This is a genomic window from Paraliobacillus zengyii, from assembly GCF_003268595.1.
Lineage (GTDB): Bacteria > Bacillota > Bacilli > Bacillales > Amphibacillaceae > Paraliobacillus_A > Paraliobacillus_A zengyii.
Genome location: NZ_CP029797.1, coordinates 1046665 through 1073072, shown reverse-complemented (window position 1 = coordinate 1073072; position 26408 = coordinate 1046665). Strand labels below are relative to the sequence as shown.

Below are 26408 nucleotides of genomic sequence, written 5' to 3'. Positions count from 1 at the left end.
AAAAAAGACCTTATCTAGCCAGGTCTTCTCTACTCTTTCTTTTTCACCAATGGTGGCTGATCTAACAAGTTGTACTTGACGAGCAGATTACCTGTATCCTCCGCAAACAACATCATCTCACTCATCATCTTTATAAAAGAAACGCCGAAACATGGATGAAGCAGAAGCACCATATTGACCTGTTGTTGCACCAGCTAATAATGCAACTTTAAATAACATTAACTGTGCTGAAAAAGGCGATGGTAGTTCCCTATCAATTTCAGCTTCCCACATTGGTAATTGTGGCAATTCCTCCTCTAATTTATCCTGTATTGTATTTAATTGATTAGCACATATCCTTTCCACGCTCAAAATGTTTGCGAATTTCATTGTTTTTTGTATGTATAAAAGAACGAAGAATCTCGTGAAATAACTCTGTTGACTGATAATTATTTGTAAGTTGAGAAATCTCTAGAGAACTTAACGACCGTTCCTTATCAAAAATTTTCCCAAAATAAGTTTGTTCTTAAATTTTTTCTGATGTTTTATTTTTGGCTAATTAAATGACTGGTTGATGTAAACCATTATGAAGCATAAAATCAATACATTGATCCGCTAATTCTGCAGTATTACTTAACAATCGTTTATAGAAAACTCGAACATTTTTGTCGATCGCTGTAGCGAGACCTATCCCATATATATTCATGCCATATTTTGGGCAAGCAGTAACGACTGATGCCATCGTTTTTGTCATGTATGATTTCATTAAATTAGTTGTTTAAGATGCGCTTAATTTCACCATGCTCTATTGATCTCCTTTTTTCCAGTCTGTTAATATTTTCAAGCCATTTTTCTTTCTATCTGAGCTTATACAAGCTTATTATAGATTGTAGATTTTAATCTTCTTCCTTATTTTCAATTTCCTTTATGTTGTGCTGAAAATCAGCAAATATTCTACAAACTCGAATATTTTACTGTTTTATAAAGAAAATAAAATTAACTGAAGAAAATTGGGAATGATAATCCTATCTTCAAATTTTACAAGATAGAAGTGATAACAGATGGTCTCAAAAGATGAACTGGAAAAAGTCTTATGGAGTATTGCTTTACCAGGATTTGCTCAAATTCTGAACAAACAACTGATTAAAGGCATACTTTTTATTGGGTTGGAAATTTTCATTAATATCCAAGCTAATTTTAATCAGATAATTATACGAAGTTTTAACGGACAAATAGGTGAAGCAATTGCAGAAACAAATTATCAATGGTTAATGTTCTATCCCTGTTTGTATTTTTTTGCTATTTGGGATGGATTCCAAAATGCAGAAGGAAACAAATCACCCTTAGCTTTTCTTCCATTTGTTTTTTCCGCATATTTCGTTACAGTAGGACTTATCTACTCTCCATACTTTAAGATAAATGATACATTGATCGGACCAATGTGGTTACCGATGTTAGCTTTGCCCTTTGGGATACTGACTGGATTTATCATTAGATACATTCTATTACGGTTTTTATATAAAACAGACAAAATTTAAAGCAAGTACAGTTTATTGGTAACTAATTATGGCTAAAATGAAACTCTAAGGAGTTATTCAAAATGGAACGTATTTCAAACATACAGTTATTCACGCTTATCGTTGGATTTGAGATTGGGAGTACAACCTTGTTCGCTCTAGGAATTGGAGCAAAACAGGATGCATGGCTCGTGATTTTAATTTCATTTCTACTAAGTACGATTTTATTAGTAGCTTTCACGCAAATCCCACGATATTATCCTAATAAAAATTTTTCTGAAATTTTAAATGTTGCTTTAGGTACTAAAATTGCCAAACCTTTATTACTTTTATTTGGACTATATTTTTTAAGTCAAACAACCCATAATTTTTATGAATTTGGCATGCTAATTAATCTAACTGCATTACCACAAACACCGTTTATAGTTATTTTATATTTATTTATCTTTGTCGTAATTTACGTCTTAAGTTTAGGGTTCGAAGTCTTGGCTAGAACTGGTGAAATCTTACTTCCCTATTTGTTAGCATTTTTAATCCTTACTTTTATCGTCAATCTGTTCTCAGAAACATTTCAACTAGGTAATCTACTACCAGTGTTAGGGAACGGTATAAGACCAATATTAGATGAGTTACCAAGTGTTATCTCTTTTCCATATGGCGAAATGGTCGTCTTTCTTATGTTTTGGCACCAACTAAAAGATAAAGTTTCTATTCGTAAGGTAACTTTCCTTGCTGTTGGTTTTTCAGCAGTTTTATTGATGTTAAACCTAATTATCATGGTAGCTGTCTTAGGACCTGAACTAACATCCAATACAGAACTACCATTACTCGAGACGCTACTTTCTATTAATATTGCAGAGATCATAACAAACTTAGATAGTGTCGCTGTCTTTCTTATGTTTATCGGTGGTTTTTTTAAAACTGCGATTCATTTTATGGGGTTTTGTTTAGCATTTACGTGGTTATTTGATCGAGACAATCCAAAGTGGACCATTACTATTTCCGGCATATTATTGCCGATATTTGCTACTTTTCGTTTCACTGGCTTAGAGGATCAACGGTGGAAGGGGCAAGAAGGTGGTATTTACAGTATTTTGGTGTACTCTGTTCTTCCTATTTTATTAGTAATCATTATTTTTTTAAAGAAGAAAACAACTCATACTAGGTGACTTATCGATTGAATTTCTAAGGAGCTTTCATATGCAACGTATTTCAAGTATCCAATTATACACTTTAATAGTCGCTTTTGAAATTGGGAGTACAACTTTGTTTGCATTGGGGATTGGAGCCAAACAAGATGCATGGCTTGTGGTCTTATTAGCCTTCGTTATAAGTTTGATCCTTCTATGGATTTACACCCAATTTCCGAATTATTTTCCTGACAAAAACTTTTCTGAAATCTTAGACGCTACCTTAGGAACTAAAATGGCCAAACCACTCCTACTTTTATATGGTTTGTTTTTCTTAAATCAAGCAATCCATAATTTCTATGCGTTTAGCATGCTAATCAATTTGGCTGCATTACCGCAAACCCCGCTTTTAGTTATATTATATTTATCTATCTTTATTACGATATACACACTTAATTTAGGATTTGAAGTACTGGCACGTACTAGCGAAATACTTCTTCCCTATTTACTTGTCTTTTTAATTGTTACTTTTGTTGTGAATTTCTTTTCTGATACATTTGAACTGACTAACCTATTACCTGTGTTAGGAAATGGGATATTGCCTGTAATTAAAGAATTACCTATATTAATAGGGTTTCCATTTGGTGAAATGATCGTTTTCCTTATGTTTTGGCACTATGTAAACAAGCAAGGTCTTATTCGGAAAACAACCTTTTTGGCAGTCGCTAGCGCAGCGTTATTAATTATAATGAATTTAATCATTATGATTGCTGTATTAGGACCAGAGTTAACGGCAAATACCGAACTTCCAATATTAGAGACCTTGCTATCGATTAATATTGCAAATATCATTACGAATTTAGATAGTATTGCTGTCTTTCTATTGTTTATTGGCGGTTTTTTTAAAGCAACTCTTCATTTTATGGGGTTTTGTTTAGCAATTACGTGGTTTTTTAATGGAAGTAATCCGAAATGGTCGATTACTGTTTTTGGACTACTTTTACCTTTATTTGCAACTTATCGCTTTACTGGGTTAGATGTTCAAAGATGGAAAGGGGACGAAAGTATACCTATCCTTCTACTCTTTGCTTTTCTTCCAGTCTTATTAGTTTTTATTATATTTCTGAAGAAAAAAACCGCTAGAAAGGAGAATAATAATGCCAATTAGCTTAACATTACTGAAAGCAGATCCACTATTAACTCTCCTTTTAGCTGGAGGAAGTATCTATTTTATAATCTTACTATTATATATTTTCTACTACACCTTCGTTTTACTATTTAAACGCTAAAACTATCTCTTTATTCTTTTGGTTTAAAAGGTCCTTGTATTAGACCAGAACTAGTGATATTCACTTTTACATTTACCGTATAGGCAACATCTACAAATGTATCGGACCAATTGTCTTTTTCTTTCTTCCAGACTTTTGGATATTGCTTGTGTAATATATCACCAAAACCAAAGATATCAGATTGAAACTCCTCTTGCGCTTTATCTATTACTTCTCTGATTTCTGTTTCAATTTCTTTTTCAGCCACTACCTGTAAATCATTTAAATAGTCAGTGATTTCCTTTCTCGTTTTAATTGCTTCTGTAGCTTCTTGCCCTGTCATTCTTGCCTTTTGCTCCACATCGATTGTAAATGTGATTTGATTATCACTCCCCACCTTTGCTGTGATGGAAGAACTGGCTTGTTGGAGAAGAATGGTTGCTAACTTACCTTCCTCTAATAAAGAAGGTAATGACATAGTCCCCCTATCATTCATTGGTCCTTCTTCTCTTATCCAGTTGTATCCCCTCGTATCACTTTCATTTAAAAAACCAACTAATTTATCTTCTTTAAAAACAGCCCCCCCCGAAAGTTCAACTTGTTCGAAAGGCTTTATCTCTGTTTCTTCACGAGTAAGTACCCCTACTACTGGGTCTTCACCTGCTTCTAATACTTGCTTATAATACGTAAGCATATTCGTAGCGACCGCATCATGTTCCGCATTTTCGAATAGACCATGTAGCGAATTAGCTGGGACACGTGAAATACCATTTTTTTTGATTTGCAACAGTTCCTTCGCTTCAATATCTTTTGCAATCGAGAACCAAACATGCCCCCGGACTTCTTTACCGCGTTGAAAGGAATCAATAATTGGAATTAAGCCATCTCTAGCTAATTCTTCACTTATAATAATTATTTTATTATGCGCAAAAAAACTTTTTCGATCTATTGTTTTATTACTCTTTCGCATCACTTCAGCTAGCGATTTTCCAGTCGTGGAAACAACCAAATTCGGCTCTTCTGGCGTTGGACTTTGCGTACTTTCAGCTGCTGGACGTATATACTGTGAAGTAAGCACATACTCACCCGTAATTGGATCTTTATCTATCGCCATTCCCGCAACAATTCCAAGATCAGATAGTTCCCTTCTATCCCAACATCCAGTTAATACGAGTAAACAGATAATCATGATTATTTTTTTCAAGGTTAGCTCTTTCCTTTCCTCATGCTTTAGGTCGTTTTGGCTTATTGCTGGGTCCTTGTCTTTTTGATTTTTTCCAAGTAATTGACTGTGGTCTTGACTTTAATAACCATAATGGTAAGCGAACCACACCATCTTTCCACTCATTCAAAATAACTGGAGCAATCGGAGCTAAATAAGGTGTGCCAAATGATCGTAAGGAACTTAAATGAGCAATGATGAAAAAGGTTCCTATTAACATACCGTAAAACCCGAAAGCTCCAGCAAGGATAAGTAAGAAGAAGCGCATGATGATAACCGCATCATTTAGAGGTGTAACAATAAATCCAGTAATAGCAGTAAGTGCAACAACAATAACCATTGGTGCACTTACTAATCCAGCTTGTACAGCCGCCTCTCCAATTACTAACGCTCCTACAATACTAATCGCAGAACCTACTGGGCGTGGTAGTCGAACACCAGCCTCTCTCAATAACTCAAAAATTATTGTCATAAATGTTGCTTCTATAAAAGTTGGAAATGGAATTTGTTCCGCAGCTGCTGCCATCGTTGTAAGAAGAAGTGCTGGGATCATTTCTTGGTGAAATGTTGAAACGGAAACAAAAATAGCTGGTGTACCTATTGTTAAAAACAACGCTAATATTCTAAATATCCGTAACAGCGATGATAAATAAGGTCGAGAATAATAGTCTTCTGGAACTTGAAGCGTTTCAATAAACACTTGTGGTACAGTTAGGACAAATGGTGTACCATCCGTTAAGATTGCAATTCTTCCTTCTAAAATTTTCGCTGCTACTTTATCCGGCCTTTCGCTATTTCCAATCGTCGGAAAAATAGAATATGGGTTATCTTCAATAAACTGTTCTATATATCCCGATTCCAATATGGCATCTGTCTCAATACATTCTAAACGCTGCTTCACTTCCTCGACAACTTCTGGATTGGCAATATCTTTAATGTAGCTAATTCTAATAGTTGTTTTGGTCTCTTTTCCTATTTTCATGTCCTCAAATAATAAGTTTACACTATTTATTTTTCTTCGAATTAATGCCGTATTAACACTCAGTACTTCTACAAATCCTTCTCGTGGTCCTCTTACGTTTGCTTCTGTAAGTGGTTCTTCCACATTTCTAGACTCAAAACCTAGCATTTTAATAAGAAAAGCTTTCTTGTAACCATCAATAAACACAGCAGTCTTTCCTTCTAAAACATCTTCTACAACCTCAGAAATTGTTTCAACTTCCTTCATGTTTGATGTACTTAATAATGTTTTCTTTACAGCATTAAAAACATCATTATTCGTTACAGTCTGTTGTTTTTCATTAAAAAAGTCTGGTTCCATCAACGGTTTTACAATATATGAATTTATACTATCTTCCTTTACTAATCCATCCATAAAACATATAAATACATTTATAGATTTTTGGTTATAAAGCTCGATATCTCTATACGAGAAATCTGCACTTTTTTCGAATATTTGTTTTAATTCTTGGACGTTTTTTTCAATATCTAGTTCAATCGATTTAGAGGATGATTTCTTTTTATTTAGTGTGTCCCTTTTTTCAAACATCGCTCATTCTCCTTTTCCAAAAAAAAGCTTCTTTCTATTGTTTGTAGGAAAAGAAAAATAATACTAACAAGATATTTTTAGCTAATATTTTTTTAAATAAAGGGTAAATTAAAAAAAAGTTTAATTGGAGGAGATTGAATTGAAGTTAACTTCTGCTGAAATATCGAACTTGTGGACTGCTTATATGAACGACAGCGGAACCATCTGTCATCTAAATCATGAATTAAATAATGTTGCAGACAAGGAAATTAAAGCGTTACTACAAGCTGCCCTTACTATATCCGAATCACATATTAACACGATTATAAACATATTAAATGAGGAAAATTATCCGATTCCACATGGATTTAAGTTAGATGAAGATGTTTCAGTCACAGCACCCAGATTATTTTCCGACACATATCTTTTATTAAATATCAATCAACTGGGAAAAATGGGCTTACAAGCATATAGTATGGCTTTACCTCTTGCCACTAGAGAAGATGTGTATACTTTCTTTAGTACATGTCTACGTGAATCAGATGATTTAATTAAACGATCTAATACTTTACTATTGTCTAAGGGCTTATATGACAAGTCACCATATTTACCCTCACTTGATGAATTTAATTTTGTAGAGAATAAAAGTTTTCTTGCAGGTTATTTTGGAGAAAAAAGGCCGTTGATAGGGACAGAAATCACTAATCTTTATGCGAATTTCAAAAGAAATGCATTAGGTTCAGCTACTATGATAGGTTATAGTCAAGTTGCTAGTAAAAGAGATGTTGCTGCATTTATTCAAAAAGGAAAAGAAATAGCTCAAAAGCATTGTGAAATATTGGGGTCTTTTTTGAAAGATAACGATCTATCAAGCCCAGCTACCTGGGACACAGAGGTAACAGATTCAACAAAATACACGTTTTCTGATAGAAAGATGCTATTCTATGTAACTGCTCTAACTGGCATTAGTACAGCTTTTTATGGTGCGAGTATAGCGCTTAGCCCAAGACATGATATTGGCGTTATGTATGGCCGTCTGATAGCTGAAGTCTTAAAATATGCAAATGATGGAGCAAAAATGATGATTAAGCATGGATGGATGGAAGAACCACCACGTTCACTTGATCGCGACGAATTAGCAAAGAAAAATTAAAATAGGGGGGTATACTTGATAGAACAAACGAATTCAAGTTCAAAATAACACGATCTACAACTCAGCCACCTTTTTTGGGATTTTAAGAAAATTTATTTAAGTAAAGCTTTTACAATGGCTTTCTCCCAAGTAGCTAAATCAGAAGAAGTAAGAAATTTTTTATGGCGCGGTTCCGAAATGTATTCTAAGCATATTGAAATTTTTCAATCTGTATTATTAAAAGAACAACTTCCACATCCAAAAACAAGTGATTCAGAAATTACAGATTCAATCATACCACCATTTTCTGATCGCCTGATGATATTTCATAAAGCGCTTTTTAATTCTACAACCATTGGTTTTTATGGTGTTGCTATCGGTACATGTCAACGTGCAGACTTAGTAGCGCATTACATAAGACTAGTAGCTGAAATGGTTAAATATACGGAAGATGGCATGAACATACTCATTAAAAATAAATGGCTGGAAGAACCACCACTAACTACTGATAGGGAAAAATAGTAAAAAGAAAATAAACACTTGAATTAAACTATAGTTTTTAGTCTAATGGCACGAAAGCTATAGTTTTTGATTCGTATACATCTCAATATTTTTATGTTTATTAATATATTTGATAGCGTTTACATTGAATAAACTGTATACTAAATTTAATAATAAAAAGGAGGTTTTGTATAAGATGCGCAAATCAAAAAAATGGATTGTGCCTTTCTTAGCTATCGTTTTCTTTTTTACAATTCGAACTAGTGTTTCCGCAAATTTTTGGGAAATTGCAGATGATCCTATGCTTCATGATCCCTCACTTGTAAAAGAGGGTAATACATGGTGGGCTTTTGGTACAGGAGAAGCAGATGGGAACGGACTGCGTGTATTATGGTCAACGAATGGTGCAAACTGGAATGTTGCGCCAACCATTTTTCCACAACCAGCAAGTTGGTGGTCAAACTATGTACCAAATCATGTAAGTGCTCAATGGGCTCCTGATGTGAAGTATTATAATGGTCGCTATTGGGTCTATTACTCTGTATCCTCATTTGGTTCAAACAACTCATTAATTGGTTTATTATCAACAGACAGTATCAGTTCAGGAAATTGGCGCGATGACGGCTTAGTAGTTCGGTCAACAAGTTCAAATAATTATAATGCGATTGATGGCGATTTAGTAATTGATGCAAATGGTGATCCGTGGTTATCTTTTGGATCCTTTTGGAGTGGTATTAAGTTGACACGTTTGGATAGTAATACGATGAAACCGACTGGTCAAATTTATTCTATCGCAGCACGACCACTTACTCCAGATCATGCAATTGAAGCACCAAGCATCACCTACAACAACGGTTATTACTATTTGTTTGTTTCCTTCGACAAGTGTTGCCAAGGGGTAAACAGCACATATAAAATAGCCTACGGACGTTCTCAAAACATTGCAGGTCCTTATTATGATAAAAATGGGATTAATATGCTAGACGGAGGCGGAACTATTTTAGACGCTGGCAATCAAAAATGGATCGGTCCCGGCGGGCAAGATGTTTATAATAACAATATTTTAGTACGCCATGCGTATGATGCAGAAAACAATGGCTTACCAAGGCTATTAATAAATGATTTATATTGGGATAGTAGTGGATGGCCCACATACTAGTAGTATCTTAGTAAAGTTTAAAAATTTTTTTTAAAATTGTTCAAGAAAAAAGCAACCTTCTCTCCAATACTGGAGAAAAAGTTGCTTTTGTTTGCTTAGCGACGTCCTACTCTCGCAGGGGCAAAGCCCCAACTACCATGAGCGCTGAAGAGCTTAACTACTGTGTTCGGCATGGGAACAGGTGTGACCTCTTCGCTATTGTCACTAAATCGTATTTATATTGTCTGATAAGAAAATTGGTTGCGGGGGCAAGATTTGAACTTGCGACCTTCGGGTTATGAGCCCGACGAGCTACCAGACTGCTCCACCCCGCGATAATGTAGATTATATAACCTACTATATTAAAAAATTCTGGCTTAGCGACGTCCTACTCTCGCAGGGGCAAAGCCCCAACTACCATGAGCGCTGAAGAGCTTAACTGCTGTGTTCGGCATGGGAACAGGTGTGACCTCTTCGCTATTGTCACTAAACCATTTTGAAGTTAGTGTACCTTCAAAACTAGATAAGAATTACAACAAGACAACATATATCAATCCAGCTCCAGCGTCCAGCAACTGGGTGGCTTCATCAATTTCCCTACGATAAGTCATCATCGATTCACTTACGTTCATCGTGATTCCTTTATCTCAGTCAATTCATTCCATCCACTGCGTTGCTAAACGGACGCTTACGCTTCTTTTTTATAGTTAAGTCCTCGATCTATTAGTATTCGTCAGCTACACGTGTCACCACGCTTCCACCTCGAACCTATCAACCTCATCGTCTCTGAGGGATCTTACTCTAAAAAGATGAGAAGTCTCATCTTGAGGGGGGCTTCATGCTTAGATGCTTTCAGCACTTATCCCTTCCACACGTAGCTACCCAGCGATGCTCTTGGCAGAACAACTGGTACACCAGCGGTGTGTCCATCCCGGTCCTCTCGTACTAAGGACAGCTCCTCTCAAACTTCTTGCGCCCACGACGGATAGGGACCGAACTGTCTCACGACGTTCTGAACCCAGCTCGCGTACCGCTTTAATGGGCGAACAGCCCAACCCTTGGGACCGACTACAGCCCCAGGATGCGATGAGCCGACATCGAGGTGCCAAACCTCCCCGTCGATGTGGACTCTTGGGGGAGATAAGCCTGTTATCCCCGGGGTAGCTTTTATCCGTTGAGCGACGGCCCTTCCATACGGTACCGCCGGATCACTAAGCCCGACTTTCGTCCCTGCTCGACTTGTAGGTCTCGCAGTCAAGCTCCCTTCTGCCTTTACACTCTTCGAATGATTTCCAACCATTCTGAGGGAACCTTTGGGCGCCTCCGTTACTCTTTAGGAGGCGACCGCCCCAGTCAAACTGCCCACCTGACACTGTCTCCGAACCGGATCACGGTTCTGGGTTAGAAGGTCAACACAGCCAGGGTGGTATCCCACGGGCGCCTCGACGTAAGCTAGCGCTCACGCTTCAACGGCTCCCACCTATCCTGTACAAGCTGTGCCGACATTCAATATCAGGCTACAGTAAAGCTCCACGGGGTCTTTCCGTCCTGTCGCGGGTAATGCGCATCTTCACGCATCGTATAATTTCACCGGGTCTCTCGTTGAGACAGTGCCCAAGTCGTTGCACCTTTCGTGCGGGTCGGAACTTACCCGACAAGGAATTTCGCTACCTTAGGACCGTTATAGTTACGGCCGCCGTTTACTGGGGCTTCGGTTCAGCGCTTCGCCCGAAAGCTAACGCATCCCCTTAACCTTCCAGCACCGGGCAGGTGTCAGCCCCTATACTTCGCCTTACGGCTTCGCAGAGACCTGTGTTTTTGCTAAACAGTCGCTTGGGCCTTTTCACTGCGGCTTCTCGTAAAAGAAGCACCCCTTCTCCCGAAGTTACGGGGTCATTTTGCCGAGTTCCTTAACGAGAGTTCTCCCGATCACCTTAGAATTCTCTTCTCGCCTACCTGTGTCGGTTTACGGTACGGGCACCTCTTTCCTCACTAGAGGCTTTTCTTGGCAGTGTGAAATCCGGAACTTCGGTACTTAAGTTCCCTCCCCATCACAGCTCAACCTTACATTGGACGGATTTACCTATCCAACAGCCTCACTGCTTGGGCGCGCATAACCAGCAGCGCGCTTTCCATATCCTACTGCGTCCCCCCGTTGTTCAAACGGAAAGGAGGTGGTACAGGAATATCAACCTGTTGTCCATCGCCTACGCCTTTCGGCCTCGGCTTAGGTCCCGACTAACCCTGAGCGGACGAGCCTTCCTCAGGAAACCTTGGGCTTTCGGTGAAGAAGATTCTCACTTCTTTTTCGCTACTCATACCGGCATTCTCACTTCTAAGCGCTCCACCAGTCCTCACGGTCTGACTTCGCTGCACTTAGAACGCTCTCCTACCAATCCAAGAAGTGCAATACTTCTTGGAATCCGTAGCTTCGGTGATACGTTTAGCCCCGGTACATTTTCGGCGCAGCGTCACTCGACCAGTGAGCTATTACGCACTCTTTAAATGATGGCTGCTTCTGAGCCAACATCCTGGTTGTCTATGCAACGCCACATCCTTTTCCACTTAACGTATACTTTGGGACCTTAGCTGACGGTCTGGGCTGTTTCCCTTTCGACTATGAACCTTATCACCCATAGTCTGACTCCCAAGGCAATATGATTGGCATTCGGAGTTTGACTGAATTCGGTAACCCGGTAAGGGCCCCTAGTCCAATCAGTGCTCTACCTCCAACATACGTTCCTTGAGGCTAGCCCTAAAGCTATTTCGGAGAGAACCAGCTATCTCCGTGTTCGATTGGCATTTCACCCCTACCCACACCTCATCCCCGCATTTTTCAACATGCGTGGGTTCGGGCCTCCAGTCAGTGTTACCTGACCTTCACCCTGGACATGGGTAGATCACACGGTTTCGGGTCTACGACCCTTTACTATCACGCCCTATTCAGACTCGCTTTCGCTGTGGCTCCACCTGTGCGGCTTAACCTTGCAAAGAATCGTAACTCGCCGGTCCATTCTACAAAAGGTACGCCGTCACTCATTCTTTTTCCCGAAGGAAAATATCGAGCTTCGACTACTTGTAGGCACACGGTTTCAGGATCTCTTTCACTCCCCTTCCGGGGTGCTTTTCACCTTTCCCTCACGGTACTGGTACACTATCGGTCACTAGGGAGTATTTAGCCTTGGGAGATGGTCCTCCCGGATTCCGACGGAATTTCTCGTGTTCCGCCGTACTCAGGATCCACGCTGGAGGAAACGTCCTTTTCATTACAGGGCTCTTACCTTCTTCGGCTGATCGTTCCAGATCGATTCATGTAAAACGTCTCTTTGTAACTCCGTATAGCGTGTCCTACAACCCCAAAAAGCAAGCTTTTTGGTTTGGGCTGATTCCGTTTCGCTCGCCGCTACTCAGGAAATCGCATTTGCTTTCTCTTCCTCCGGGTACTAAGATGTTTCAGTTCCCCGGGTCTGCCTCACTTTACCTATGTATTCAGTAAAGTGTCCTACTCCATTACGAGCAGGGGGTTCCCCCATTCGGAAATTCCTGGATCAATGCCTACGTACGGCTCCCCAAGACATATCGGTGTTTGTCCCGTCCTTCTTCGGCTCCTAGTGCCAAGGCATCCACCGTGCGCCCTTTCTTACTTAACTATATTAGTTAATAAAAGCGTTTGGTTCTTCTTACTTTGATATGATGTCTTGTCATATGTTAGGCTCACGTTCTGTTTTGTACTGAAAGTACAATCCTTCTCGCTTCCTAACTTCTTATCTAGTTTTCAAGGTACATAAAATGAAAGATACTTGATCTCTCAAAACTGAACCAAACAACACAGTATGTTTTCCTATATGTCCAGCTTCTAGCACGCAACGACTAGTAAACTTCCTTCTCCTCCGTACGATAAGGCAACATCAACTCACTTTCGTTCGTTGTGTTTTCTTTATCTCCTTCGGTTCAGTCCAGTTCATACGTCGTTAAACGCGTGCTTACGCTTTTCATTTATCCTTAGAAAGGAGGTGATCCAGCCGCACCTTCCGATACGGCTACCTTGTTACGACTTCACCCCAATCATTGGCCCCACCTTCGGCGGCTGGTTCCTGTAAAGGTTACCTCACCGACTTCGGGTGTTGCTAACTCTCGTGGTGTGACGGGCGGTGTGTACAAGACCCGGGAACGTATTCACCGCGGCATGCTGATCCGCGATTACTAGCGATTCCGGCTTCATGTAGGCGAGTTGCAGCCTACAATCCGAACTGAGAATGGTTTTATGGGATTTGCTTCACCTCGCGGCTTCGCTGCCCTTTGTACCATCCATTGTAGCACGTGTGTAGCCCAGGTCATAAGGGGCATGATGATTTGACGTCATCCCCACCTTCCTCCGGTTTATCACCGGCAGTCACTTTAGAGTGCCCAACTAAATGCTGGCAACTAAAATCAAGGGTTGCGCTCGTTGCGGGACTTAACCCAACATCTCACGACACGAGCTGACGACAACCATGCACCACCTGTCACGCTGTCCCCGAAGGGAACGCCCTATCTCTAGGGTTATCAGCGGATGTCAAGACCTGGTAAGGTTCTTCGCGTTGCTTCGAATTAAACCACATGCTCCACCGCTTGTGCGGGTCCCCGTCAATTCTTTTGAGTTTCAGCCTTGCGGCCGTACTCCCCAGGCGGAGTGCTTAATGCGTTAGCTGCAGCACTAAGGGGCGGAAACCCCCTAACACCTAGCACTCATCGTTTACGGCGTGGACTACCAGGGTATCTAATCCTGTTTGCTCCCCACGCTTTCGCGCCTCAGCGTCAGTTACAGACCAGAGAGTCGCCTTCGCCACTGGTGTTCCTCCACATATCTACGCATTTCACCGCTACACGTGGAATTCCACTCTCCTCTTCTGTACTCAAGTTCCCCAGTTTCCAATGACCGCTTGTGGTTGAGCCACAAGATTTCACATCAGACTTAAAGAACCGCCTGCGCGCGCTTTACGCCCAATAATTCCGGACAACGCTTGCCCCCTACGTATTACCGCGGCTGCTGGCACGTAGTTAGCCGGGGCTTCCTCGTTAGGTACCGTCAAGGTACCGTCCTGTTAGAACGGTACTTGTTCTTCCCTAACAACAGAACTTTACGATCCGAAAACCTTCATCGTTCACGCGGCGTTGCTCCGTCAGACTTTCGTCCATTGCGGAAGATTCCCTACTGCTGCCTCCCGTAGGAGTCTGGGCCGTGTCTCAGTCCCAGTGTGGCCGATCACCCTCTCAGGTCGGCTACGCATCGTCGCCTTGGTAGGCCATTACCCTACCAACTAGCTAATGCGCCGCGGGCCCATCTGTAAGTGACAGCTCAAAGAGCCGCCTTTCAACTTCCCTTTAGGTAAAGAAAAGTGTTATCCGGTATTAGCCCCGGTTTCCCGGAGTTATCCCAGTCTTACAGGCAGGTTGCCCACGTGTTACTCACCCGTCCGCCGCTCAATCCATAAGTTTCACCCCGAAGGGATTCACTTATTTCATGCGCTCGACTTGCATGTATTAGGCACGCCGCCAGCGTTCGTCCTGAGCCAAGATCAAACTCTCCATAAAATGCGAGCTTGCTGCTCAAATACTTAACTAGCTTGTTGTTTCTACTTACTTAACATACTGTGTGTTTCGTTCAGTTTTCAAAGATCAATTTTTTATTATCCTTTTTTAAGGTAACTTATAAATCATAACATCTACATAATGTTACGTCAATACTTTTTTTCGTTCAAACAATCATGTTATAAAAACAATGTTATTATGGCCAATGTTATTTCGTCAGCTAAATAATTATAACACGGTTTAAAATAAAGTCAACAATAAATTTATTAACTTAAACTTATTTATTATCGCCTCGAAAAAGCAATAGATTTCAATATACCATACAATCTTTTACGTTGTAAATAACAAATTAGAATTAACTAAACGATTTTGAGAAATAAGATCTACTTCCTTCTATATAATACTATAACTCAAAATAATTTGTGAAAAGCACCTACTAAGTATGTATTCCCTAACATCACTTTTCTTAGTCAGGTTATTTTCTTTTTTTTATAAAAATCAATACACCTATGACAACCATAATACTAAGTAGAGCATATAATACCGTCGAGTAACTTTCCATAATACGAACTATATCATGCCATGATTCACCTACATAAGCACCCAGTCCGACAAGTACACTATTCCAAATCAGAGATCCTAATGTAGTTAATAGAAGAAACGGAATCACTCTCATTTTGGCCAAGCCTGCTGGAATGGATATTAAACTACGAATAAGCGGAACAAAACGACATAAGAAAACACTCCAACCACCATATTTATTAAACCAACCTATTGCCCGATCAACATCAGTTTCTTTTAGACGAAGTATATGACCACGTTTTGCTATGAATTTTTTTAACGTTTCGGTGGATATCGACCAACCAATAAAATAGAGCGCGATCGCACCTATCACTGATCCTGCTGTTGATGCAATGATAACCCCCACTACCGACATTGTTGTTGTTATCGTTAAAAAGCCGCCAAATGTAAGAATAACCTCTGATGGAATCGGTGGGAAAATGTTCTCAATTGCAATTAAAAAAACAATACCTAGATAACCATAACTATTCATCACTGTCATTAACCAGTCTTCCATGCTTATCAATCCCATTCTACAATTACTTTATGTACCCTTTAATCCGTCAAAGCTCGCTCCACTTTATTCTACTAATAGATATTCATATTATGCTGGAATTTTTGTTCTATACATAGTACAAAAATTAGTTGTTTTCCCTTAGAAACCAAAAATCCCTATCCATGTATATAAGGATAGGTAGATTACCATTTTTAGTTTATATCAAAACTGTTTATTTAGATAAACCAACTGTTTGTTTGCTTTTTAATTCTGGAAAAACATCAAAAATACTCGTAATTAGTTTGTCACAGCCAAACTTAAGTGTATCTGTTGTTGGTAGTTTATGATTTAATTCATACTCTGAAATTGTCGTATTTAGTTCTTCATCCGTCATATTTTCATGATTTATCGTTATTGCGATTACCTTTGACTTAGAGAATGTCTCGATCAGATTAATTTCGCTTTCTATCGTAGGCATTTTCTCATAACTGAAGTCGCCTGTGCGTTCTCGTTTAGGTGCGTGCTGAACAATAATTGCTCCAGGTCTGGATCCTCTAATAATTCCACCTGAACTGATATATGCAGGGTGGCTTAACGAGCCCTGGCCTTCAACGATTATGATATCTGGTTTGTCATTATCATAAGCACGCATGATTTGATGTTCAATTTCACCAGTCATAAACTGTGATGGAATAGCATCAATAGCAACACCATACTTTGCACCTTGTATGATACCAGTTTGTCCGGTTGCAATAAACGCAACATTTAATCCTTTTGCATGCAAGGCATCTTCAAGTAGTACAGAAGTAGTTCGCTTTCCATTTGCACTATCAGTACCCAGTACTGCAACGACAGGTGTGTTAATATTTAAGATTCGACCTGAAAATAAGTGTAAATCTTTTTTTGCTGCAGGTTTTCTAACGTCAAGAATGGAAATACCATATTGCTTCGCCACAGTGGTGAATTCCTTATCATCTGTGAAAAATTCATGTAGTGGATTGATAATATTAATCCCTTTTTCCATTGCTCGTAAAACGATACCTCTTTCATCTTCCTTTAAAAATCCTTCAGAAGGAGCAATTCCATATATAAATTGATTCGGTACTTTATCTAATTTTTCGATTGCATCTGTTAAGTTCTCAAATATTGGAATGCCATTTTTTTCTTCAACAAGTATTTCACCTGTATCCATTCCAGTCTTCGTACTATCAATAACACCCACAATCTCAAACTTTCTTGAGCTTCTTACCAGTCCATTGGCTGTCTTTCCATCCTTTGAACCGAAATTACTTTCACAATAAACTATCGCCGTTTCTTTCATAAGACTTTTTCCTCCCTAACATATCTTTCTAATCTATTTAACTATCTATAGAAAAAGTCTATATATCTTATTCTCACAAGATATAATTCTGCATTGCATAGTAAGTATAGCATACGCCTGACCCTCTAAGCTATACTATTAGGAAGAAAATGGATGCATTTAAAATTGTTTTTTAAAAGTTTAAATTAAAAACTATATTTCCACAAATTCCAACACAACATAAATTAAGTCCGAATTACCATCAACTGCGACGTAACAGAATTACCTGACCCGCTACTCAAGTGAAATTGACTCCCTTTCCGCAGGTACGGCTTCAGCTAACTCGAAAACAAAGTACGTTTCCGAGTGGATCTTCAGCCCGCGCTGTTCCTGCAGGAGTGTCGTCAATTTCACTTGATACGCTAATATCCACCTTCCCATCACTAACAGAGAGTATAAATCTTTACATATAAATGAACTAATTTTAATCACGTTTTGTTTCCTGGAAATTAACACGTAAATTATTATTTTCATCTAGTTTAATCCATCTTTTCTGTCCATATTGATATCGTTTATAATTAGATTCCAGCGAAGGAAGCAAATGGTTGAGTCTCCTGTGGGAACAGCACAAACCGAAGATCCTCTATAGAAGCGTTCTTTGCTTCTATAGATAGCTAAGGTTGTGCCCACGGAAAGCGAAACCATTTGCTGACGTAGCGGATAAAGAAGTTTCACTACGTCGCAGTTTCTCTCAAGTCTGAATAGTGAATAGCAACACTGTTTGCGAAAAATCAAAATAAAAAAACTAGTAAATACTAGTTTTCTAAGCGGTAAAACGTTTTTGTGTTGTTGTATAACTGCTGATAGACTTCGCTGATTGGTAATTGCTTCAGTTCGGCAATTTTTGCGATTGATTGATGAATCATTTTCGGATGGGTTTTCTCTTTTGAAACGGGACCTTCGAACGGCCATGGTCCATCTGTTTCAACCATCATTTGATTGAGGGGATAGCTTGTAACAAGTGTTTGTATTTCTTCTTCATAGAGACAATCTGGTGTAATCGAAATAAAATAGCCATTGTCAATCATTCGATCAATTGTATGCTGATCCCCTTTAAACCAATGAAAATGCACATCTTTTAGATTGTGTTTTTCTAACAGATCACAAACAATTGGAGCATCGTCATAGACAGCATGCAAAACAATTGGCTTGTCCAGACGTGCAGCCTGTTTAATAAATTGTTCTAGTAATTCGACATAAGGTTCGTAATCCAAATTAGGTTCTTTCTGCCGTTTATAAAAAGGCAAACCTACTTCGCCGATAGCAACTATCTCATGTTGATACTGTTCTATTTGAGACAGTATCATTTCCAACTCAGTTGAGGTTGGTAAGAATTGTTCTGGATGAAAACCTATTGCCGGCTTAACTCGAGCATCTCTTCTGGCTAGCTTCATTACTTTTTCTGCCGAATGAACATCATTGGAAACACAGATCAGTGCCTCTACTTTCACTTGTTCCAACTCAGCTAGTATTTTCAGACGTTCAGATCTTGCATATAAATCCAAATGAATATGTGCATCAATAATCGGAAACATTAGATTGCCCCCTGCAACTCTTGATAAATAGATTTTTTCCATTGCAAAAATTCTTCCGTCAAAAAAAGATTCGGATCACGCGGACGTTCAAATGGTATGTTGAACTCCTTTTTTATTGTAGCTGGTTTGCTTGATAAAACAATAATCCGATCAGATAAGTAAAGTGCTTCTTCAATGTTATGGGTAACAAAAAGAATTGATTGACGATTCTCTTCCCAAATTTTTAATAGCCATTTCTGCATTTCCAATCGGGTGAATTCATCTAAAGCGGAAAACGGCTCGTCTAAACAAATGAAATCTTGTGGACTTAACAATGCACGAACGAAAGCAACGCGTTGACGCATCCCTCCTGATAACGCATATGGATATGTATCTTCATAACCAGACAGTCCAGCTTTAGCTAACATAGATCGTGCTTTTTGATAATCAGGTTTACCTTGAATCTCTGCACCTAAAACAACATTTTCTAAAATCGTTCGCCATGGAAATAGCGACGGACTTTGTGGTGTATAACTGATTGCTCCGCGTTTACCAGTAATCTTATTTCCATCAAGGTAAAAGTCACCAGTGTCAGGTGTGTACATGCCACCTATCAAATGAAATAGTGTGCTTTTTCCACTTCCAGACGGACCTAGTAAAGAAACGAATTCACCATCTTTGACTGAAAAAGATAGATCAGCTAGCACTTCTTGATCTACAAATGACTTTCCGATTTGTTTAACGACAAGTTCGCTCAATTGTTTTCCTCCTTCACACGTCCTTTAATAAATATCTTTTCTAAGCCAACAATAATTCCAAAGAAGAGCATGCATAAGAGCATAATAAAGAAAATAGCAACAAAAACACGATCCGTTCGAAAAGAGGACTGAGCTAATGTCATATAGACGCCAATTCCCTGATTTGCTCCAAGCCATTCGGAAATAACTGCGCCCATTACACTATAGGTTGCAGCGATTTTTAAGCCCGAAAAAACTGATGGTAGCGCATGTGGTAATTCTAGTTTCGTGAAGATCTGCCGTTTGGATGCACCGGCCATCTGCATGTAATGCAACAATTCGTGACTTGTTTGGCGAAAACCATCTAATGTCGAAACCGCGATTGGAAAGAAACAAACGAGTGTAATGACAATAAGTTTAGGCATTACCCCAAATCCAAACCAAATAACGAGCAGTGGTGCAAGTACGATAATCGGAATGTTTTGTGATAAAATCAATAACGGATAAAATGCTTTTTTAAACGTTGGTAATATATGCAAACTAATCGCCACCATAAGTCCCACTGATACGCCAATGGCAAATCCAATTACTGATAATTTCGTTGTAGAGATAAGGTGATGCTGATAGCCACTCCAACCCGCGATTCCTTCTTGAACAATTACAGTTGGTGCCGGTAATAGCCATGCTGGGATATCAAAAAGGTGACTAATCGTTTCCCATAATACGATAAGAACAGCAATGACGATAATTGGACTGATCGTTTTTGTTGTAAATTTTTTCATATTAGAAAGGCGACGTCAAAACTGACACCGCCATCCCTCCCTTTTTTCTTAACGATATTTCTCTGTTAACACATCCATTGATGCCCCTTCAGGCTTATAATAGACTTTCACTTGGGAAATAATACTCGGACAACCAAGAGCGACCATTTCTTCATTCATTTTTTCTATAATTTGAAATAGCTCCGTTAATTCACCTTCCATTGTCGTTTCGAGTGGATTAACTTGGTACCTCACACCAGATGCTTCGATTACTGCGATTGCTGCGTCAACATATGGAATGACATCTTCGCCATTTTTTGTTTTTGGGATAATTTGAATACTTACAAGTGCATTAGCAATTTTTCGAGAGCCTCCCTTTTAATCTTCAGGTAAAAATTCATTCGTAAATGCATCATTCGCATTAAGTTCTGTCTCTAATAAATCATTTTCGTACATCCAATCTGCGTAATTTTCCCACACTTCAACATCTTGGACACCCCATTTAGCTGCGTCATCCTGATATTTTGGTGATAACCATGCTTGACTAGCCTTCACAAGTTCTGGGTCTAAATCAGGTACAGCTTCAATTAAAATATCTGCCGCTTCTTCTGGATTATCTATTGCATAATTATACCCTTTTGCTACAGCCGCTAAGAACTTTTCAACTGTTTCTGGATTCTCATCGATCATCATTTCATTCGTTGTAATGACTGGTGTGTAGTAATCTAATTTCTCTGAGTAATCAGTTAGATACTGCATGTTTAGATCAACACCACGAAGCTCAGCCTCAACACCTGTCCACCCATAATATATCCAAGCAAAATCAATATCACGTTCTACCGCCGTGAAGAAATCAGTATTTCCCATATTGATTATGTTCACATCTTCCACACTAGCGTCTTCTTGTTTCATTAGTGAGTCAATTACTGCTGCCTCAACTGGTGCTCCCCAACCACCATACGTTTTACCGGCATAATCTGCAGGTGATGTAATTTCTTTATCTACTGGAGAAGCAAATCCTGAAGTATTATGCTGAATAACTGCTGCAATAGATACAATCGGTATATCTTGTGTCCGAGCCTCTGTAATTGTTTCCTGTGCACTAATTCCAAAATCAGCTTTTTCCGCTGCTACAACTTGATCTGCACCAGATTCACTTGGCAATGTAATTTCTACATCTAAGCCTTCTTCTTCAAAAAAACCTTCAGCTTGCGCAACATAAAGCCCGGTATGATTTGTATTTGGTGTCCAGTCTAGCACCATCGTTACTTTCTCCAATTCTTGACTAGCTTGTTCGTCATTTGCACACCCTGTAATAATAAATCCAAGTGTAACCAATAAAAATAATACTTTCTTCATCTTAAAATCCCCCTTTTATTTGTGGAGGAACATATCCTTTTTCACGAAAAAAAATACGCTTAGGCATTAGCCTGGGCGCATATATAGTCACTTCTATTCGTGTTCATATATGTTCCCTACGCTGGTCTCAGCCAGATCAGGTTCCAAGGGTCAGTATCTATAACGGATACGATCTCAACCAGCCAAACTGGTCCCCCTACATTGAAACGTGCTATTTAATTAATTACACTACCAACTTTGCCATAGATTCGACTAATATTCAAGTACTATTTCATCATCATTAGTCATTTTTCTTTACTATTCAGTCTATACATAAGCAAATGATTTCATCTTTTCTACTTATTATGGCACAATAAACATGCAAAGATTAATTAAATAACTGAGGTGTTCTAATGAAAATAGATGTATGGTCTGATTTTGTTTGTCCGTTTTGCTATATTGGGAAACGTCGCCTAGAACAAGCGCTCGAACAATTCCCGCAAAAAGATAGTGTTGAAATAGAATTTAAAAGCTTTGAATTAGATCCAAATGCAGCAGTATATGCAGGTAAGAGCATTCATGAAGCAATTGCTGATAAGTATGGGATGCCAATCGAACAAGCGAAAGAGACAAACGCTGGACTTGGTCAGCAAGCTGAAAGTGTTGGTTTGACATTCCATTTCGAAACAATGAAACCGACTAATACGTTTAACGCGCATCGCTTAGCAAAATATGCCAAAAGTATTGGTAAAGAAGCAATCTTGACAGAGAAACTATTGTATGGTTATTTTACCGATTCTGTTAATCTAAGTGAAACAGATGCATTAGTTAAGATTGCAGAAGATGCTGGGCTAGAGAAAACAAAAGCAATAGAAGTTCTTCAAGATGAAACAGCTTTTGCTAATGACGTACGAGCTGACGAATCATTGGCACAACAATACGGTGTGACTGGTGTACCGTTTTTTGTAATTAACGATAAATATGCAATTTCTGGTGCTCAACCAGTAGAAACATTTAAAGATGCCTTAAATACAGTTTGGGAAGAAGAAAATCCAAAGCCAAAATTTACGGATCTTTCAACTTCTAAAACAGAATTTTGTACTGATGATTCATGTGGCATTCCCGAAGAAAAATAATACGTGAAGGTTTCCGAAAAATCGGAAGCCTTCTTTTTTTATCTATGCTAAAATGAATGTTGCTAAAAACAAGGAGGACATCATAGAATAATGGCAACTTTATTACAGAAAAAACTAGGCTTATTACTAATCATATTAACCTTATTAACTGGCTGTGGTCTTCAAACTGATCTAAACAGGGAAACACAAACAGATTCGGATCTTCCTTCCGCAACTGTGGATCGTGTTGTCGACGGCGATACGGTCCATATTATCTTGGATGGTGAAGAGGAAAGTGTTCGACTTTTACTAGTTGATACACCTGAGACAAAACATCCTAACCTGCCAGTCCAACCCTACGGAGAACAAGCGAGTCAGTTTGCTAAAGAAAAATTGACAGAAGGCACTCAAATTCAGCTCGAATATGATGGTCCAAAGCGAGATAAGTATGACCGACTGTTAGCATATATATGGATAGACGGTGAACTTTTTAATGAAATGTTGTTGGAAGAGGGATTCGCACGTTACGCCTATGAATATGATCCGCCTTACACACATTCCGACCAACTAAAGGAAGCCGAAACTAAAGCAAAAGCAGCTGATCTTAACATCTGGAGTGAGGATGGTTATGTAACTGAAGATGGTTTTACAACAGTCGATATAGATGAAACAAGCTCAGATGTTTACTATCAAAATTGTACGGCAGTAGCTGAAGCAAATGCTAGTCCTATTTCAGAAGGAGATCCTGGTTATGGTACACATTTAGACCGAGATGGCGATGGTATTGGTTGTGAATGACATAAAAAATAGTAAAACACTGTATCTTCAATGGAGATACAGTGCTTTTTCATGAAAACTCTTAGGCTTTATTGCCATTAAAAAATGTTCGTTTCAAATACTTCTCTATTTCTACTATTATAAATACACTTAATCCGACTCCAATCGGAATTAACCAGAGTCCAATATCTAGTGCTGCTGTGGCAAAAATAGTTTGCATAAATGGTAAATACGTAATCGCAAGCTGAAGTAGAATTAAAATCGCACAAACAATAAATGCAATTTTATTCGTGAAAAAGCTTTTGTTTAGCGCAAATCCATGTTCGTTTCTAACATTAAATAAGTAAAACATTTTACCAAATACAACAATATTTAATGTCACTGTATTAGCTACTGCATGTGCATAACCATTATCTACCATTATTGCATTAGCAATCAAACCACCACCAGCTACAAGTGCTGCCACATAAAAGATTCGAAATACATAGTACTTGCTTAACAATTGTGTTCCCTTTTCTCTTGGCTTACGAATCATCACATCTTTTTCAGCAGGTTCATAAACGAATGCAAAAGATATAGTGATGGCCGAAACCATATTAATCCACAATAGTTGAACAGGACTTAACAACATGGAAATTCCCAGCAAAATACTTGCCATAACGATAAATCCTTCTGCTGCACTAGTAGGTAACAGGAATAATATCGTCTTTTTCACATTATCATAAACGCGACGACCTTCTTCTATTGCATCGACAATTGTCTTGAAGTTATCATCTGTCAGAATCATATTCGAGGCATCTTTTGCGACTTCTGTTCCTTTAATTCCCATCGCTACACCTATATCAGCTTTTTTAAGTGCTGGTGCATCGTTAACACCATCTCCGGTCATTGATGTTACTTCACCATTTTCTTGCAATGCTGTAACAATGCGTAATTTATTATCCGGACTTGTACGAGCAAATATAGCATAATCTTTAATAACAGAAGCTAGTTCTTCGTCAGTCATTTTATCGATTTCTTTACCTGTTATTGCTTGGTCATTTGTATGTAGACCAATTTTATTACCAATTGCGAGCGCAGTTTCTGGATGGTCACCTGTAATCATTTTAACTTGGACTCCAGCCGAGTGTGCGGCTTTAACAGCTTTAATTGCTTCTTCACGCGGTGGATCAATAATACCAGCTAACCCTAGAAACGTAATATCTGTGGATAAGTCATCATGTGACAGTGCTTCAACGTCATCAGCTACTTTTTTATAGCCAGCCGCAATGACACGTTGACCTTGTTTAGCCAATTGTTCCATCTGATCTTCCCAATAGTTACGATCAAATCCTTCCATATCTTCGACCATATTAAATAGTTCACCAGGCGCACCTTTAACGAATATATAGCGTCCATCATTTGGAACGTCAGATAGTGTCGCCATGTATTTATAGTCAGAGTCGAATGGAATTTTATCAACTTCTTCTGTTTCTGGTAAAGTTAGCGCTGTTTTTTCTGCTAACGTAATAAAACAGCCATCCGTTGGTTCACCACTAATAGCCCAGCGATCTTCTTCGTCTTTTGTTAAGGAGGATTCATTTGCAGTTTTCGTTGCAAGGAGAAACTTTTCGAGTAGCGGATCTTCTTTATCAGCGTTTGCTTGTATTTCTCCTACAGGTGCGTACCCCTCACCTGAAACTTTATAAGTATTTTCCGCTGTCACAACCGACTTTACAGTCATTTCATTTTTAGTTAAAGTTCCCGTTTTATCTGAGTTAATAACCGTTACTGATCCTAGTGTTTCGACAGAGGGTAAACTTTTTACAATTGCATTTCGTTTCGCCATCTTCTGCACACCAATGGCTAGGATCATTGACATAATGGCAGGCAATCCTTCTGGGATCGATCCTACTACCATTGCGATAACAGATAAGAATAACTCACCTATTTCGTAATCCCGGAAAAAGTATGCAAACGCAAAAAATCCAATTGCTATTATGACAACAGCAATCGTAATATTCTTACCAAAAGTAGCCGTTTGTTTTGTTAATGGTGTCTCCATTTCTTTTACTTCTGTCATGCTTTCATTGATTTTACCAATTTCAGTATCATTACCTGTTTCTACTACGACACCAACACCTGTGCCAGAAGTAACGGATGTACTGGAAAATGCCATATTGATACGGTCTGCTAATACGGTGTCAGCAGGTAAAGCTTCGATTTGTTTTTCTACCGAATCTGATTCACCTGTTAAGGCCGCTTCTTCCATTTTCAAATTATCTGTATCAATAATCCTAAGATCTGCAGGCACCCGATCGCCAGGAAATAAATAAACAATATCACCTTTAACAATCTCTTCTGCATTTATTTCAATTCGTTGACCACCACGTTTGACTGTAGCTTCGGCCGATAACATATTACGGATACTATCTAACGCTTTTTCTGCCTTGTTTTCTTGTAAGTAACCAATTAATGCGTTAACGATCACAACTGTACCGATCACGGCTGAATCAATATACTGGTTAATTAAAAATGTAATTATCGTAGCAGCAATTAGCACATAGATAATTACATCATTAAACTGTTTGATAATTTTCTTTAACGTAGACTCTTTCTTTACCTCATCGAGCTTGTTTTTTCCTTCTTTTTCTAGTCTCGCTTTTGCTTCATCTTTCGTTAAACCTTCATCTATATTCGTATCTAATCTTTTTTTGAGATCTTCTACACCTGTAGCATACCAACTTCGCCTAGTTTCATCATCCATCTACGCTTCCCCTCCAA

Annotated in this window: 20 protein-coding genes, 1 tRNA gene, 4 rRNA genes, 1 pseudogene and 1 riboswitch; of the genes and pseudogenes, 8 read left to right on the top strand and 18 right to left on the bottom strand. The window is 38.8% G+C overall.

Translation table 11 applies throughout. The features are described from left to right. Positions 1-117: 117 nt before the first annotated feature. From DM447_RS18255 to DM447_RS05335, 3 genes are all read right to left on the bottom strand, one after another. A complete protein-coding gene (locus tag DM447_RS18255) occupies positions 118-345 on the bottom strand; it encodes a YvdQ family spore coat protein (RefSeq protein ID WP_162632572.1) in 228 nt (75 codons plus the stop codon). Further along, on the bottom strand, positions 326-448 hold the full coding sequence (locus DM447_RS18805) for a hypothetical protein (protein ID WP_422385913.1): 123 nt from the start codon (positions 446-448) through the stop codon (positions 326-328). The genes DM447_RS18255 and DM447_RS18805 overlap by 20 nt, the downstream gene beginning before the upstream one ends. Positions 449-538: 90 nt before the next feature. Beyond that, positions 539-745 (bottom strand): YvdQ family spore coat protein, encoded by a 207-nt coding sequence (locus DM447_RS05335; protein ID WP_117161789.1) that lies wholly within the window; start codon positions 743-745, stop codon positions 539-541. Positions 746-1040: 295 nt separating this feature from the next. Here DM447_RS05335 and DM447_RS05330 point away from each other — a divergent pair, with 295 nt between their 5' ends. The 3 genes from DM447_RS05330 to DM447_RS05320 all read left to right on the top strand — a co-directional run bounded on the left by DM447_RS05330 (position 1041) and on the right by DM447_RS05320 (position 3794). Continuing rightward, a complete protein-coding gene (locus DM447_RS05330) occupies positions 1041-1517 on the top strand; it encodes a hypothetical protein (protein ID WP_112180232.1) in 477 nt (158 codons plus the stop codon). A 62-nt stretch (positions 1518-1579) separates the two neighbouring features. Beyond that, the gene (locus tag DM447_RS05325; RefSeq protein WP_112180231.1) at positions 1580-2665 is read left to right on the top strand and encodes a GerAB/ArcD/ProY family transporter; all 1086 of its coding nucleotides are present in this window, start codon (positions 1580-1582) and stop codon (positions 2663-2665) included. Positions 2666-2696: 31 nt separating this feature from the next. Continuing rightward, positions 2697-3794, top strand: a complete 1098-nt coding sequence (locus DM447_RS05320) for a GerAB/ArcD/ProY family transporter (protein ID WP_112180230.1) — start codon at positions 2697-2699, stop codon at positions 3792-3794. Positions 3795-3925: 131 nt separating this feature from the next. Here DM447_RS05320 and DM447_RS05315 read toward each other — a convergent pair whose 3' ends face one another. Together DM447_RS05315 and DM447_RS05310 are read right to left on the bottom strand one after the other, a co-directional pair. Next, on the bottom strand, positions 3926-5098 hold the full coding sequence (locus DM447_RS05315) for a Ger(x)C family spore germination protein (protein WP_157967399.1): 1173 nt from the start codon (positions 5096-5098) through the stop codon (positions 3926-3928). 19 nt (positions 5099-5117) lie between these two features. Continuing rightward, entirely contained in the window at positions 5118-6665 is a 1548-nt protein-coding gene (locus tag DM447_RS05310) for a spore germination protein (protein ID WP_112180228.1), read from the bottom strand. A 139-nt stretch (positions 6666-6804) separates the two neighbouring features. On the opposite strand from DM447_RS05310, the gene DM447_RS05305 reads away from it, so the two are divergent. From DM447_RS05305 to DM447_RS05295, 3 genes and pseudogenes are all read left to right on the top strand, one after another. Further along, positions 6805-7797, top strand: coding sequence for a DUF3231 family protein (locus DM447_RS05305; RefSeq protein ID WP_232824295.1), 993 nt, complete (start codon positions 6805-6807; stop codon positions 7795-7797). Positions 7798-7872: 75 nt separating this feature from the next. Beyond that, positions 7873-8298 (top strand): annotated as a pseudogene (locus DM447_RS05300) (DUF3231 family protein); the annotation flags it as partial. Between the two features lie 175 nt (positions 8299-8473). Then, positions 8474-9436: an arabinan endo-1,5-alpha-L-arabinosidase AbnA gene (locus DM447_RS05295; RefSeq protein ID WP_112180225.1), complete on the top strand. Its 963-nt coding sequence runs from the start codon at positions 8474-8476 to the stop codon at positions 9434-9436. 93 nt (positions 9437-9529) lie between these two features. On the opposite strand, the gene rrf (DM447_RS05290) is transcribed toward DM447_RS05295, so the two are convergent. The 12 genes from rrf (DM447_RS05290) to DM447_RS05230 all read right to left on the bottom strand — a co-directional run bounded on the left by rrf (DM447_RS05290) (position 9530) and on the right by DM447_RS05230 (position 21774). Beyond that, a 5S ribosomal RNA gene (gene rrf / locus DM447_RS05290) occupies positions 9530-9645 on the bottom strand. 28 nt (positions 9646-9673) lie between these two features. Then, positions 9674-9750 (bottom strand) — tRNA-Met (locus tag DM447_RS05285). Positions 9751-9790: 40 nt separating this feature from the next. Continuing rightward, a 5S ribosomal RNA gene (gene rrf, locus DM447_RS05280) occupies positions 9791-9906 on the bottom strand. A gap of 212 nt (positions 9907-10118) precedes the next feature. Beyond that, a 23S ribosomal RNA gene (locus tag DM447_RS05275) occupies positions 10119-13065 on the bottom strand. A gap of 356 nt (positions 13066-13421) precedes the next feature. After that, a 16S ribosomal RNA gene (locus DM447_RS05270) occupies positions 13422-14989 on the bottom strand. The 16S, 23S and 5S rRNA genes sit together here with 1 tRNA gene alongside, the layout of an rRNA operon. Positions 14990-15461: 472 nt before the next feature. Continuing rightward, positions 15462-16064 (bottom strand): DedA family protein, encoded by a 603-nt coding sequence (locus DM447_RS05265; RefSeq protein ID WP_112180224.1) that lies wholly within the window; start codon positions 16062-16064, stop codon positions 15462-15464. Positions 16065-16275: 211 nt separating this feature from the next. Next, the gene (locus DM447_RS05260; protein WP_112180223.1) at positions 16276-17364 is read right to left on the bottom strand and encodes an N-acetyltransferase DgcN family protein; all 1089 of its coding nucleotides are present in this window, start codon (positions 17362-17364) and stop codon (positions 16276-16278) included. A 794-nt stretch (positions 17365-18158) separates the two neighbouring features. Next, positions 18159-18938, bottom strand: coding sequence for a TatD family hydrolase (locus DM447_RS05250; protein ID WP_112180221.1), 780 nt, complete (start codon positions 18936-18938; stop codon positions 18159-18161). After that, on the bottom strand, positions 18938-19675 hold the full coding sequence (locus DM447_RS05245; protein WP_112180220.1) for an ABC transporter ATP-binding protein: 738 nt from the start codon (positions 19673-19675) through the stop codon (positions 18938-18940). Before DM447_RS05245 ends, DM447_RS05250 begins: the two co-directional genes overlap by 1 nt. After that, on the bottom strand, positions 19672-20436 hold the full coding sequence (locus DM447_RS05240; protein ID WP_112180219.1) for an ABC transporter permease: 765 nt from the start codon (positions 20434-20436) through the stop codon (positions 19672-19674). Before DM447_RS05240 ends, DM447_RS05245 begins: the two co-directional genes overlap by 4 nt. A gap of 48 nt (positions 20437-20484) precedes the next feature. Further along, positions 20485-20775: a thiamine-binding protein gene (locus DM447_RS05235; RefSeq protein ID WP_112180218.1), complete on the bottom strand. Its 291-nt coding sequence runs from the start codon at positions 20773-20775 to the stop codon at positions 20485-20487. Between the two features lie 18 nt (positions 20776-20793). Beyond that, on the bottom strand, positions 20794-21774 hold the full coding sequence (locus tag DM447_RS05230; protein WP_112180217.1) for an ABC transporter substrate-binding protein: 981 nt from the start codon (positions 21772-21774) through the stop codon (positions 20794-20796). 96 nt (positions 21775-21870) lie between these two features. Further along, positions 21871-21982: riboswitch (TPP riboswitch) on the bottom strand. 184 nt (positions 21983-22166) lie between these two features. Between DM447_RS05230 and DM447_RS05225 the strand changes: the two genes are divergently transcribed. Both DM447_RS05225 and DM447_RS05220 read left to right on the top strand, forming a co-directional pair. Next, positions 22167-22889 carry a DsbA family oxidoreductase gene (locus DM447_RS05225; RefSeq protein WP_112180216.1) on the top strand — a complete coding sequence of 241 codons (723 nt, stop codon included), beginning with the start codon at positions 22167-22169 and terminating at the stop codon, positions 22887-22889. 90 nt (positions 22890-22979) lie between these two features. Then, positions 22980-23666, top strand: coding sequence for a thermonuclease family protein (locus DM447_RS05220; protein WP_112180215.1), 687 nt, complete (start codon positions 22980-22982; stop codon positions 23664-23666). Positions 23667-23727: 61 nt separating this feature from the next. On the opposite strand, the gene DM447_RS05215 is transcribed toward DM447_RS05220, so the two are convergent. Beyond that, positions 23728-26391, bottom strand: a complete 2664-nt coding sequence (locus tag DM447_RS05215) for a cation-transporting P-type ATPase (protein WP_112180214.1) — start codon at positions 26389-26391, stop codon at positions 23728-23730. Positions 26392-26408: the final 17 nt, after the last annotated feature.